The sequence below is a fragment of the Sphingomonas rosea genome, assembly GCF_039538065.1.
Classification (GTDB): Bacteria; Pseudomonadota; Alphaproteobacteria; order Sphingomonadales; family Sphingomonadaceae; genus Sphingomicrobium; species Sphingomicrobium rosea.
Window position 1 is genome coordinate 2,172,709 of the sequence record NZ_BAABBR010000001.1, and the last position, 12,527, is coordinate 2,185,235.

A 12,527-nucleotide genomic window follows, 5' to 3' on the forward strand; every position below is an offset into this window, starting at 1 on the left:
TCCTCTGGTCCACGTCCACGGTGCCACGCTAGTTACGCAGGGTTAACAACTCGTACCCGCGAAAGGCTTGCAAAGCCGTTAAGGACGAATGTTTTCCGTGGCCGCCCAGGCCGAGTAATGGATCAATTCCACCATTTCCTCGGTCGCCCCGTCCCGCGCCAGCGCGGCGAAGGCGTCGCGCGCCTTGCCTAATTGTCGGCGGCTCAGGCCGCGCCGCGGGCGGGCGCTGAGCACGTTGGTCGCGCCATGATCGCGAAGGTCGCCGATCAGCCGCTCGAACGAGCGATAGCGCAGCCGCACCCGGTCGATGTCGCAGATCGGGTCGGCGAAGCCCGCCGCCGCGAGGAGATGCGCGAACGCCCCGGCCTCGATTCGTGGATGGGTCCGCGCGGCAAAGGCGCCGCTGTCGCTGTCCGCCGCATGGAGCGATTCGCGCAGCGCCGGCAGGCTCTGTCCGCCCCCCACCGTGCCGAGGAGGTGGCCGCCCGGTGCGAGCCGGGTCCGCGCGATCCGCAGCAGCAGCGGAAGGTCGTCGCGCGCCTCGAGTTCGCCCAGCACCAGCAGCAGGTCGAGGCTTTCCTCCTCGACCCCCGCGATCGCATCGAACGAGGGCGCGAAGACGATGGCGTCGGCGACCCCCGCAAGCTCGCCCTCGAGCGCGGGCGGAACCCCGGTCACCAGCGCCCGTGCGGGTCGCCGCGCCAGCACCGCCAGCCGCTCGCGCCAGTCCTCGACGATCCGGGCGGCGAGGAAGGGGCGGGGCTCGCGGGTCAGCGCGCGGGCGCGGCGCTGCGCGCGGGCGCGGTCGTCGAACAGGGCTTCGGGCATCGCCCTCTTGTGGTGTGCCGCCGAAGGGCGGACAAGGGGGCATGGGGGCGGGTCTGGCATTGTTCGGGCAGGTGAGGGCGGCGGGCCGGTGGTCGGGCCGCCAGCTGCTCGACTTCGCGCTTCCGCCGCGCTGCCCCGGCTGCGGCGAGATCACGGCGGAAGTGGACCTCTTCTGCACCGGCTGCTGGCCCAGCCTCGATTTCCTTTCGGGCGGCTGCGACCGCTGCGGCCTTGCGCTGCTGCCGGGCGAGGAGGATTGCTGCACCGCCTGCCGCTCCGCCCCGAGGCCGCTCGACCGCATCCGGTCGGCGCTCGCTTATGGCGACATTCCGCGCAGCATCGCGATGCGCCTCAAATACGGCCGCAAGATCGCGCTTGCGCGAACCATGGCGGGGGTGATGAAGCGCCCGCTCGCAGACCTGTCGCCCGATGCCTTGCTGGTCCCCGTCCCGCTCCACCGCTGGCGCTTGTGGGGGAGGGGCTTCAACCAGGCCGCGCTGATCGCCCGCGCGCTCGGCCGCCCGCTCGACGTCGACCTGCTCCGCCGGACGCGCGCAACGCCCAAGCTCAAGGGCATGAACCCGGCCGAGCGGCGCAAGACCGTCGCCGGCGCCTTCGCGGTCCGGCCCGGTGTGTCGCTCAAGGGCCGCGAAATCATCTTGGTCGACGACGTGCTCACCACCGCCGCCACCGCCGAGGCCTGCGCCAAGGCGCTGCGCAAGGCCGGCGCAGCGCGCGTCGAGCTCCTGACCTTCGCCCGCGTGCTTCGCTGACCACGCCGGCCACTGGCACTTCGCGCCCGCAGCCCTATCTTGCGGCCCAGACAAAGGAGTTTCCCCGCGTGGCCACCATTGAAATGTATTCGAAGACGACTTGCCCCTACTGCTTCCGCGCCAACGACCTGCTGCGCGGCAAGGGGGTCGAGCCGACCATCTACAATATCGACGCCGGCGGCCCCAAGCGCGAGGAAATGATCCAGCGATCGGGCCGCATGACCGTCCCGCAGATCTTCATCGACGGCCAGCATGTCGGCGGCTGCGACGACCTGTTCGCCCTCGAGCGCGCGGGCAAGCTGGACGCCATGCTCGCCGCATGAGCCGGATCGCGCTCCTCCAGGCGCAGACCGGGATCGACCCGGCGCGCAACGCCGCCGCGCTGGTCGACGCGGTTCGGGCGGCGAGGGAAGGCGGCGCGGCCATGCTCTTCACGCCCGAGATGAGCGGCCTCCTCGACCGCGACCGCGAGCGCGCCGCCGGCAATCTCCGGACGCAGGACGAGGACCCGGTCCTCGCCGCCGTCCGCGAGGAAGCGGCGCGCGCGGGCCTCTGGGTCCACCTCGGCAGCCTCGCCATCCGCCGCGCTGACGGCAAGCTCGCCAATCGCGCCTTCGTGATCGACCCCGCCGGCGCGATCCGCGCGACCTACGACAAGATCCACCTGTTCGACGTCGATCTTCCGACCGGCGAAAGCTGGCGGGAGTCGGCGAGCTATACCGGCGGCGGGCAGACCGTGGTTGTCGCCGGCACACCCGTCGGCAAGCTCGGCCTCGCCATCTGCTACGACATCCGCTTCCCCGCGCTCTTTTCGGCGCTGGCCGAGGCGGGCGCCGAGACCATCGCCGTGCCCGCCGCCTTCACCGTTCCGACCGGCAAGGCACATTGGGAAGTCCTGCTCCGTGCCCGAGCGATCGAGGCCGGGCTGTTCGTGGTCGCCGCCGCCCAGGCCGGCCAGCATGAGGACGGCCGCGAGACCTTTGGCCACAGCCTCGTCGCCGACCCCTGGGGCGAGCTCCTGCTGCAGATGGACGGCGCGCCGGGCCTCGCCTTCGCCGACCTCGATCTTTCCCGCATCGCCGAGGTCCGCGGCCGCGTGCCCGCGCTGTCCCACCGCCGCCCGATCCCCGCGCCGACGCTCGTCGATTGATTTGGCAGGCGCCCACCGTGTAGGGCTGCGCCGACGGCCCCGTAGCTCAGCAGGATAGAGCGCCAGATTCCTAATCTGTAGGCCACTGGTTCGAATCCAGTCGGGGTCACCAGTTTTGCGGCGCAAGGGACCGAGGGAGGGTCCGGGCATGATGAAGCGGCTGTTCGTGGAGCACCCCAAATCGCTCGGGATGAGCTGGGCGGGGCACGGCATCGGCGCGGTCGCGATCGGCCTCAGGATGATCGGAGCGGGCGCCGCCTGCCTGGTCCATGCCGTCATCCCCGGCGCCTTCACCGAGACTGCCGGCCGCACCGTCGCCTCGCTCCACAACCACATGATCAAGCGTCGCGCCGCGGCCCCCGATCCCAACGCCTGGCCCGATTATGAAATCTGACCCCGCCGCCCCGGTGGCGGTGGTCGGTGGCGGCTTCTCGGGCGTGATGACCGCGGTTCAGCTCGCGCGGCTCGGAATCGCCACGACGGTCTACGATGGCGGCCCCAATCCCGGCCGCGGCACCGCCTACGGGACCACCGACCCGCGCCACCTGCTCAATGTCCCGGCGGGCAAGATGAGCGCCTTCCCGCACGATCCCGACCATTTCCGCGCCTGGGCGGGGGTTGACGCCGGCACCTTCGTTCCGCGCCGCGACTATGGCCGCTACCTCGAGGACATTCGCGCCGCGCACCCGCGCGTGACGCTCGAGACCCGAACGGTCACGGCCATCGAGCGTGACGGCGAGGGCTGGCGCCTGCGCTTCGCCGACGGCGGACAGGCGCACGCCTCAGTCGTCGTCCTCGCGCTCGGGAACGAAGCGCCCGCGCGCCCCGGCGGCTGGGACGGCCTCGACCTCCAGCTCAATCCGTGGAGCGCCGCCGCCATGGCCGAGGCGCGCCGTGCGGGCGAGGAGGGCGATCCCCTGCTCCTCGTCGGCACCGGCCTCACCATGATCGACGTCGTCATGCTGGTCGAGGACCTGGCCCTCGACGGCGGGATCGTCGCGGTCAGCCGGCGCGGCATGATGCCCCGCGCGCACGGCCCCTACGAGCCCGCGCCCGTCACCGCCGAGGAACTGCCCTTCGGAAGCCTGATGGCGGCGTGGCGCTGGCTTCGGAAGCGCAGCGCCGCGGTCGGCTGGCGCGCTGCGGTCGACAGCCTTCGCCCGCACACCGCCGCGCTGTGGCAAAGCTGGTCCGACACCGACCAGCGCCGATTCCTGCGTCACGCCCGCCCGTGGTGGGACGCGCATCGCCACCGCATCGCGCCCGAGATCGCCGAGCGCCTCCGCCAGCTCGTCGCCGACGACAGGCTGACGATCATGGCCGGGCGGATGCGCGGGGAGGGGGCGCAAGGCCCCGTCATCGCCAACCGCCGCGGCGGCACGCGCGAGCTTGCCCACCCGGCCGCAATCAACTGCACCGGGCCGCACAGCAACGTCCGCCGCTCGGCCAATCCGCTCTTGCGCCAGATCCTCGCCGACGGCCTCGCCGCGCCCGACCCGCTCCAGCTCGGCCTCCAGGCCGATTCCGAGGACCGCGTCGCGCCGGGCCTGTTCGCCGTCGGCCCCCTGACCAAGGGCATGTATTGGGAGATGGTCGCCGTCCCCGATATTCGCCACCAGGCCGAGCGCGTCGCCGGCTCGATCGCAAAGGACCTCGAACCCCATGGCTGACACGCCCGACGACGGCGACCTCGTCGCGCCCGCCCCCAAGCTGCCCGTCCCCGACGAGGTCGCCGAGGCGGTCCGCACGCTCATCCGCTGGGCCGGCGACGATCCCACCCGCGAGGGCCTCCTCGACACCCCCCAGCGCGTCGCCCGCGCGTGGAAGGAATATGCCCGCGGCTATGCCGAGGACCCTGCCGCGCACCTTTACCGCACCTTCAAGGAAGTCGGCGGCTATGACGAGATCGTGCTGCTGCGCGACATCCCGTTCCAGTCGCATTGCGAGCACCACATGGCGCCGATCATCGGCAAGGCGCACATCGCCTATCTGCCGGGCACGCGCGTCGTCGGCATCTCCAAGCTCGCCCGCGTGCTCCACGGCTTCGCCCGCCGCCTGCAGGTGCAGGAGCGCCTCACCGCCGAGGTCGCCGACTGCATCTGGGAGCATCTTCAGCCCAAGGGCGTCGCGGTGGTGATCGAGGCGACCCATGCCTGCATGACCGCGCGCGGCGTCAACACGCCCGGTGTCCTCATGACCACCAGCCGGATGATGGGCACCTTCCGTCAGGACGAGCGCAGCCGCAAGGAAGTGCTCGCCCTGATGGGGAAGGGCTAGGCGAGGCCGTTCCGCCGCCGGCTGAGCCAGCGCAGCGGTAGGCCGGCCAGCGCCAGCACCACGCCCCACAGGGTCGCCTCGAGCCCTGCGCCGACGAACATCGCGATCGCGTAGAGGATCGCGATCACCGCCAGTGCGGGCTTCTCGAGCCGGAGCTTGAGCGCCGCGCAGGCGCAGATGAGATAGAGCACCAGCGCCGACACCGCCGAGACGAGGCTCACGAAGGTGAACACCGCGACGAAGCTGTCGGAAATGCTCGCCAGCACCAGCAGCATCGCGACTCCCGCCGCGACCAGCAGCGAGCCCGAGGCGACGCCCGCCTTGTTGGTCCGCGCGAAGAAGGGGGGCAGGTCACCCGCATTGGCCATGGCGCGCGAGATCTCGACCGCCAGCAGGATGATCGCATTGCCCGCGCCCAGCGCGCTGATCGCGGCCACGATCGCGACGAAGGCGCCCGCGATATTGCCCAGCGTCGGGGCGATCGCATCGGCGAAGGGTGCCTGCGACATGCTGGCGCCCGCGCTCGGCAGCAGCCACAGCACCGCCACGGTCGAGCAGAGATAGAGCAGCGCCACCAGCGCCGTGCCGCGGATCGTCGCGCCCGGCACCACGTCGCCCGCATCCTCGGTGACGTTGGCGGTGACCGCGGCGGCCTCGAAACCGGTGAAGGCGAACAGCATCAGCGCGCAGGCCGAGACGATCGCCTGCGCCGTGATCGGGGCGGGTGCCAGCGGTTCGAGCGGCGTGCCGGAGCCCAGGCGCACCACCACCAGCACCGCGACCAGCAGCAGCGGCACGACCTTGATCACCGTCGCGACGATCTGCACCACGCCGGCCGAACGCGCGCCCGACAGGTTGACCAGCACCATGCCGGCGATCGCCCCGCAGGCGCACAGAGCGAGCGGCCAGCCCGAGCCGATGGCGGGAAAGACGAAGCCTAGGGCGCCCATCGCCGCAATCGCCACCGCCGCGACCGCGGTCCATTGCGACACGACATAGCTCCACAAGGTGACGAACGCCGCCCGGTCGCCGAACGCGGCCGCGATATAGGCGTAAGGCCCGCCCGGCAGTGCGCGGGCCAGCCGCGCCAGCGCGATCGCGAGGCAGCAGGTGCCGAGGATCGCGATCCCGAAGGCGGGGATGATGTTCGCCCCGAATGGCGCAAGCGTTGCGGGGAGGACATAGATGCCCGAGCCGATCACGGTGCCGACCACCATCGCGAGGCTCATCAACGGTCCCAGCCGGCGCGAGGGCGGGGGCGGGGGCGGCGGGGGCGGAAGCGTCTCGGCGATCTCGTTCATGTCCGCCCCGTCGCATTGCCGACCCGACTTGGCAATCGGCGCCGCCCGGCCTAACCCGCGCGCCGCACTTCAAGAGGGTTTCATGCGCGCATTCATCTTTCCGGGTCAGGGCAGCCAGTCGGTCGGCATGGGGGCCGAGTTGGCCGAAGCGAGCGGCGCCGCGCGCGACGTCTTCGCCGAAGTCGACGAGGCGCTCGGCCAGCACCTCTTCAAGCTGATGCGCGAGGGGCCCGAGGCCGATCTGACCCTCACTGAAAACGCCCAGCCCGCGATCATGGCGCATGCCATCGCCGTGTTCCGCACGCTCGGGCTTGCCGTGACCAAGGCCGACTTCGTCGCCGGCCACAGCCTCGGCGAATATAGCGCGCTCTGCGCCGCGGGCAGCTTCGACCTCGCCACCACCGCGCGGCTGTTGAAGCAGCGCGGGCAGGCGATGCAGGCGGCGGTGCCCGTCGGCGTCGGCGCGATGGCTGCGCTCTTGGGCGCCGACCTCGACAAGGCGCAGGCCATCGCCGACGCGGCGGCACAAGGCGACGTCTGCGCGATCGCCAACGACAATGATCCCAGCCAGGTCGTCATCTCGGGTCACCGTACCGCGATCGAGCGCGCCATCGCCATCGCCAAGGACCATGGCGCCAAGCGCGCGGTGCTGCTGCCCGTCTCGGCGCCCTTCCACTGCCCGCTGATGCAGCCCGCCGCCGACGTCATGGCCGAGGCGCTGGCAAGCACCGACATCAAGACGCCGGCGGTGCCCGTCTTCGCCAACGTCATTGCCGCGCCCGTCTCGGACCCCGCCCGGATCCGCGAGCTTCTCGTCGAGCAGGTCACCGGCATGGTCCGCTGGCGCGAGAGCGTCCTCGAGATGACGCAGGCCGGCGTGACCGAATTCGTCGAGTTCGGCGGCAAGGTCCTGGGCCCGATGGTCAAGCGCATTGCCCCCGACGCCAAGGTGACGAGCGTCATCTCGATGGACGATATCGAAGCGCTCGCGAAGGAGATTGCATGATGTTCGATTTGACCGGAATGACCGCTCTCGTGACCGGCGCCAGCGGCGGCCTCGGCAGCGCGATCGCCAAGGCGCTGGCGGCGCAGGGCGCCCGTCTCGCGGTCAGCGGCTCGAATGCCGACAAGCTGAATGCCTTCCGCGACGGCCTTGGCGGTGACCATGTCGCGCTTCCCTGCAACCTCTCCGACGGCGCCGCGGTCGACGCGCTCGTCCCCTCGGCGGTCGAGGCGCTGGGCGGCAAGCTCGACATCCTCGTCAACAATGCCGGCGTCACCCGCGACAACCTTCTCATGCGGATGAAGGACGACGAGTTCGAAAGTGTCATTTCGATCAACCTCGAGGCCGCCTTCCGCCTGATGCGTGCCGCCGCCAAGCCGATGATGAAGGCGCGCTACGGCCGCATCGTCTCGGTCACCAGCGTGGTCGGCCAGACCGGCAATCCGGGCCAGGCGAACTACGTTGCCTCGAAGGCCGGGCTGGTCGGCATGTCGAAGGCCGTCGCGCAGGAACTCGCGACCCGCGGGATCACCGTCAATTGCGTGGCGCCCGGCTTCATGACCTCGGCGATGACCGATGCGCTCAACGACCAGCAGCGCGCCGCCATCCTCGCCAAGATCCCGTCGGGCGCGATGGGCACCGGCGAGGATGTCGCGGCGGCCATCGTCTTCCTCGCCAGCCGCGAGGCCGGCTACGTCACCGGCCAGACCCTGCACGTCAACGGCGGCATGGCGATGATCTGAGCGCTCGCGCCCGGATGGTTCCCGGGCGCCGGCATCTTCGCACGGCCGTATTGCATCGCTGCAACACCGACTCCTTGTCGCCGCTTTCACCCTCCCTATATCGCCGCCAGAAACACAACACGGACGCGCCTTTTCGAAGGGCGTCCGGGGGCCAGTAAGAGGGTAGAGAAAACTATGGCGAAAGTGATCGGGATCGATCTCGGCACGACCAACAGCTGCGTTGCGGTGATGGAGGGCGGCAAGCCCAAGGTCATCGAGAACGCCGAAGGCGCACGCACCACGCCGTCGGTGGTGGCCTTCACCAAGGATGGCGAGCGCCTGATCGGCCAGCCGGCCAAGCGCCAGGCGGTCACCAATCCCGACAACACCATCTTCGCGGTGAAGCGCCTGATCGGCCGCCGCTTCGACGACCCGGTGACCAAGAAGGACACCGAGCTCGTCCCCTACAAGATCGTCAAGGGCCAGAATGGCGACGCCTGGGTCAATGCCGGCGGCCAGGACTACAGCCCGTCGCAGGTCTCGGCCTTCATCCTCCAGAAGATGAAGGAAGCGGCCGAAGCCTATCTCGGCGAAACCGTCACGCAGGCCGTGATCACCGTTCCGGCCTACTTCAACGACGCGCAGCGCCAGGCGACCAAGGACGCCGGCCAGATCGCGGGCCTCGAAGTGCTGCGCATCATCAACGAGCCGACCGCGGCCGCGCTCGCCTATGGCCTCGACAAGAACGACGGCAAGACCATCGCGGTCTATGACCTTGGCGGCGGCACCTTCGACGTCTCGGTCCTCGAGATCGGCGACGGCGTGTTCGAGGTGAAGTCGACCAACGGCGACACCTTCCTCGGCGGCGAGGACTTCGACGCCAAGATCGTCGAGCATCTCGCGTCCAAGTTCCAGGCCAAGGAAGGCATCGACCTCCGCAAGGACCGTCTCGCCCTCCAGCGCCTCAAGGAAGCCGCCGAAAAGGCGAAGATCGAGCTGTCCTCGGCCCAGACCACCGAGATCAACCAGCCCTTCATCACCGCGCGCATGGAAGGCGGGGCGACCACCCCGTTGCACCTCGTCGAGACCATCAGCCGCTCGGACCTCGAGAAGCTGGTCGAGGACCTCATCAACCGCACCCTCGAGCCGTGCCGCAAGGCGCTCAAGGACGCCGGCCTCGAGGCCAAGCAGATCGACGAGGTCGTGCTCGTCGGCGGCATGACCCGCATGCCGCGCGTGCGTGAGGTCGTGAAGGAATTCTTCGGCAAGGAGCCGCACACCGGCGTCAACCCGGACGAGGTCGTCGCCATCGGCGCCGCGATCCAGGCCGGCGTGCTCCAGGGCGACGTCAAGGACGTCCTGCTCCTCGACGTGACCCCGCTGTCGCTGGGCATCGAGACGCTTGGCGGCGTCTTCACCCGGATGATCGACCGCAACACGACCATTCCGACCAAGAAGAGCCAGGTCTTCTCGACCGCCGACGACAACCAGAACGCCGTCACCATCCGGGTCTTCCAGGGTGAGCGCGAGATGGCGGCCGACAACAAGATGCTCGGCCAATTCGATCTCGTCGGCATTCCGCCGGCGCCGCGCGGCGTGCCGCAGGTCGAGGTCACCTTCGACATCGACGCCAACGGCATCGTCAACGTCTCGGCCAAGGACAAGGGCACCGGCAAGGAGCAGCAGATCCGCATCCAGGCCTCGGGCGGCCTGTCGGACTCGGACATCGAGAACATGGTCAAGCAGGCCGAGCAGTTCGCCGAGGAAGACAAGAAGCGCCGCGCTTCGGCCGAGGCCAAGAACCAGGCCGAAAGCCTCGTCCACTCGACCGAGAAGCAGCTCGCCGAGCATGGCGACAAGGTCTCGGCCGACGTGAAGAGCGAGATCGAGACCGCGCTCGCGGAAACCAAGACCGCGATCGAGGGCAATGATCCCGACGCCATGACCGCCAAGTCGAACGCCCTCGCGCAGGTCGCGATGAAGCTCGGCCAGGCGATCTACGAGGCGCAGCAGGGCCAGGGCCAGCAGGCCGGCGGCAGCGCCGAGGCTGAGGCCCAGCCGCAACAGAATGACGAGGAAGTGGTCGACGCGGAATTCTCCGAAGTCGACGACGAAAAGAAGGCGTAACTAGATGACCGGCGTCGTCCCGGCGATGGTCGGGACCTTGAGGGAGTGGGCCAAGCGCTCGTTCGCTGAGGTCCCGGCCAGCGCCGGGACGACGGTTGTTGGGAAGCGTCCATGACCGTTCACACCGATTATTACGAGCTCCTCGGCGTCCAGCGCGGGGCCGATGAGCGCACCATCAAGGCCGCGTTCCGCCGCCTCGCGATGGAATGCCATCCCGACCGCCACGGCGGCTGCGCCGAGCAGGAAGCCAAGTTCAAGCAGTTGAACGAGGCCTATGACTGCCTCAAGGACCCGCAGAAGCGCGCCGCCTATGACCGCTTCGGCCATGCCGCCTTCCAGAACGGCGGCTTCGGCAATGCCGGTGGCGGCGCGGCGGGGGCCGACTTCTCCGACATCTTCTCGTCGATCTTCGGCGAATTCATGGACCGCGGCGGCGCTCGGCAGAGCGCGGCGCGCGGCGCGGACCTGCGCTACGACCTCGAACTGACGCTCGAGGAAAGCTTCCTCGGCAAGTCCGCCACCATCGACATCGAGACGATGGCGCCGTGCGAGCCTTGCGAGGGCGACGGCGCGCGCGGCACCTCGGTCCCCGAACGCTGCCCGACCTGTGGCGGCGCCGGCAAGGTCCGCGCGCAGCAGGGCTTCTTCGTCGTCGAGCGCGCCTGCCCGACCTGCTACGGCCACGGCGTCACCATCGCCGACCCGTGCCCGGTCTGCCAGGGCGAGGGCCGCAGCCTCAAGCGCCGGAAGCTGACGATCCAGGTCCCGGCGGGCGTCGACGAGGGCACCCGCATCCGCGTCACCGGCGAGGGCGAGGCGGGTGTCCGCGGCGCCCCGGCGGGCGACCTCTACCTGTTCGTGCACCTCAAGCGCCACGCCATCTACGAGCGCGAGGGCACCACCCTCGTCGCCGAATGTCCGGTCAGCTTCACCACCGCTGCCCTAGGCGGCACGATCACCGTCCCCGGCATCGACGGCGAGGCGATCGAGGTGAAGATCCCCGCCGGCATCCAGTCCGGCGAGACGCTGCGCCTGCGTGGGCGCGGCATGGCGGTCCTGAACGGCCGCGGACGCGGCGACATGGTCACTCGCGTGCTGGTCGAGACCCCGACCAGGCTTTCGGCCAAGCAGAAGGAACTCCTCGCCCAGTTCCGCGAGACCGAAACCGGCGAGGAATGCCCCGCCACCAAGAGTTTCTTCTCGCGCATCAAGGACGCGCTGGGCTAGGCCTCGCCTTCAAGTAGCGTAGCGGGGCCAGTTCATGTCGATCGATCGCCGTCTTTTCCTTGGCGGCGTCACTGCCGCAACGTTGCTTGCCGGCACCGCCCGCGCCGCGCGCCCGTCGCCCGCCGACCCGCTGATCGACGCCTTCGCGCGCGAGCATGGGTTCAGCGGTTCGGTCAGCCTCGCCCGCCGGGGCCGGATCACGCACCAGCGCCTGTTCGGCCTCGCGGACCGCGAGCGTCGCCTCGCCGTCACGCCCGCGACCACCTTCCGCATCGGCTCGGTGTCGAAGTGGTTCACCGCACTCGCGGTCCTGCGCCTCGTCGAGCGCGGGCAGATGCGCCTCGCCGCGCCGATCGGCAGCTATCTCCCGACGCTCGGGGCCGCTTATGCCGCGGTGCCGCTCGAGCACATCCTCGCCAACGACAGCGGCATTCCCGACCGGGTCACGCAGGCGATCGGCAAGGAACCCGCGCTCCGCACCTCGCGCGAAGGATCGGCGGCGATGGTCGCGCGCTTCGGCGACGGCCCACTCGCCTTCCAGCCCGGCGCGAAGTTCGACTATGCCTTCTTCAACTGGGTGCTGGTCCACGCCGCGCTCGAGCGGGTCACGGGCAAGCCCTTCGAGCAGGTGCTGCGGGACGAGGTGTTCCGCCCGCTCGGTCTTGCCCGCGCCGGTTTCGTCGACACCCGCGACGGCGAGATCCCCGGCCTTGCCTCGGCTTATGGCAGCGACGGCCATCCCAAGATCGTCCGCGTGCCCCCGTTCGGCGGGGCGAGCGGCAACATCCACGCGAGCGCTGCCGACCTCGTCCGCGCCGCGCACGGCGTGTTCGAGACCGGCCGCCTGCTCCGCCCGGCGACGCGCGCCGACCTCCTCCGGGTCCGCGTCCCGTCCGAGAACTACGCGCTCGGCGGGCGGGTCCGCACCATCGCCGGCCACCGCGTCGCGTGGGAAACGGGCAAGGTGCAGGCCTATCGCACGCATCTGGCGCATGTCGTCGGCGAGGACCGCGCCGTCCTCGTCCTCAACAACAGCGACATGAACCAGGACACGCTCACCGCCTTGGTCGAGCAGCTTCTTCCGCTCGCCTGACAAGCGCACATGCATCCGCGGGCGCC

Annotated in this window: 13 protein-coding genes and 1 tRNA gene; 12 read left to right on the forward strand and 2 right to left on the reverse strand. The window is 70.1% G+C overall.

Annotated features, from left to right (window positions below; all coding sequences use genetic code 11):
- Positions 1-78 precede the first annotated feature (78 nt).
- On the reverse strand, positions 79-828 hold the full coding sequence (locus tag ABD693_RS10720) for a hypothetical protein (RefSeq protein ID WP_344697057.1): 750 nt from the start codon (positions 826-828) through the stop codon (positions 79-81).
- Positions 829-869: 41 nt separating this feature from the next.
- Here ABD693_RS10720 and ABD693_RS10725 point away from each other — a divergent pair, with 41 nt between their 5' ends.
- From ABD693_RS10725 to folE, 7 genes are all read left to right on the forward strand, one after another.
- Positions 870-1,601 (forward strand): ComF family protein, encoded by a 732-nt coding sequence (locus tag ABD693_RS10725; RefSeq protein WP_344697058.1) that lies wholly within the window; start codon positions 870-872, stop codon positions 1,599-1,601.
- A gap of 68 nt (positions 1,602-1,669) precedes the next feature.
- Positions 1,670-1,924 (forward strand): glutaredoxin 3, encoded by a 255-nt coding sequence (gene grxC, locus ABD693_RS10730; protein WP_344697059.1) that lies wholly within the window; start codon positions 1,670-1,672, stop codon positions 1,922-1,924.
- A complete protein-coding gene (locus tag ABD693_RS10735) occupies positions 1,921-2,751 on the forward strand; it encodes a carbon-nitrogen hydrolase family protein (RefSeq protein WP_344697060.1) in 831 nt (276 codons plus the stop codon). The genes grxC and ABD693_RS10735 overlap by 4 nt, the downstream gene beginning before the upstream one ends.
- A 35-nt stretch (positions 2,752-2,786) precedes the next feature.
- Positions 2,787-2,863, forward strand: a tRNA-Arg gene (locus ABD693_RS10740).
- 36 nt (positions 2,864-2,899) lie between these two features.
- Positions 2,900-3,145 (forward strand): DUF6356 family protein, encoded by a 246-nt coding sequence (locus ABD693_RS10745; RefSeq protein WP_344697061.1) that lies wholly within the window; start codon positions 2,900-2,902, stop codon positions 3,143-3,145.
- Entirely contained in the window at positions 3,135-4,421 is a 1,287-nt protein-coding gene (locus ABD693_RS10750; RefSeq protein WP_344697062.1) for an FAD/NAD(P)-binding protein, read from the forward strand. Before ABD693_RS10745 ends, ABD693_RS10750 begins: the two co-directional genes overlap by 11 nt.
- Positions 4,414-5,028: a GTP cyclohydrolase I FolE gene (folE, locus tag ABD693_RS10755; RefSeq protein WP_344697063.1), complete on the forward strand. Its 615-nt coding sequence runs from the start codon at positions 4,414-4,416 to the stop codon at positions 5,026-5,028. Before ABD693_RS10750 ends, folE begins: the two co-directional genes overlap by 8 nt.
- Here folE and ABD693_RS10760 read toward each other — a convergent pair.
- Positions 5,025-6,329, reverse strand: a complete 1,305-nt coding sequence (locus ABD693_RS10760) for an APC family permease (RefSeq protein ID WP_344697064.1) — start codon at positions 6,327-6,329, stop codon at positions 5,025-5,027. The two genes, folE and ABD693_RS10760, sit on opposite strands and share 4 nt — an antisense overlap.
- An 82-nt stretch (positions 6,330-6,411) precedes the next feature.
- Between ABD693_RS10760 and fabD the strand changes: the two genes are divergently transcribed.
- The 5 genes from fabD (at position 6,412) to ABD693_RS10785 (ending at position 12,501) form a co-directional block, all read left to right on the forward strand.
- Entirely contained in the window at positions 6,412-7,335 is a 924-nt protein-coding gene (gene fabD / locus ABD693_RS10765; protein ID WP_344697065.1) for an ACP S-malonyltransferase, read from the forward strand.
- A complete protein-coding gene (fabG, locus tag ABD693_RS10770; protein ID WP_344697621.1) occupies positions 7,335-8,075 on the forward strand; it encodes a 3-oxoacyl-[acyl-carrier-protein] reductase in 741 nt (246 codons plus the stop codon). Before fabD ends, fabG begins: the two co-directional genes overlap by 1 nt.
- Positions 8,076-8,249: 174 nt before the next feature.
- Complete coding sequence (dnaK, locus tag ABD693_RS10775; protein WP_344697066.1) at positions 8,250-10,181, forward strand: molecular chaperone DnaK; 1,932 nt, start codon at positions 8,250-8,252, stop codon at positions 10,179-10,181.
- Between the two features lie 111 nt (positions 10,182-10,292).
- Positions 10,293-11,408: a molecular chaperone DnaJ gene (dnaJ, locus tag ABD693_RS10780; protein WP_344697067.1), complete on the forward strand. Its 1,116-nt coding sequence runs from the start codon at positions 10,293-10,295 to the stop codon at positions 11,406-11,408.
- A gap of 34 nt (positions 11,409-11,442) precedes the next feature.
- Entirely contained in the window at positions 11,443-12,501 is a 1,059-nt protein-coding gene (locus tag ABD693_RS10785; protein ID WP_344697068.1) for a serine hydrolase domain-containing protein, read from the forward strand.
- Positions 12,502-12,527 lie beyond the last annotated feature (26 nt).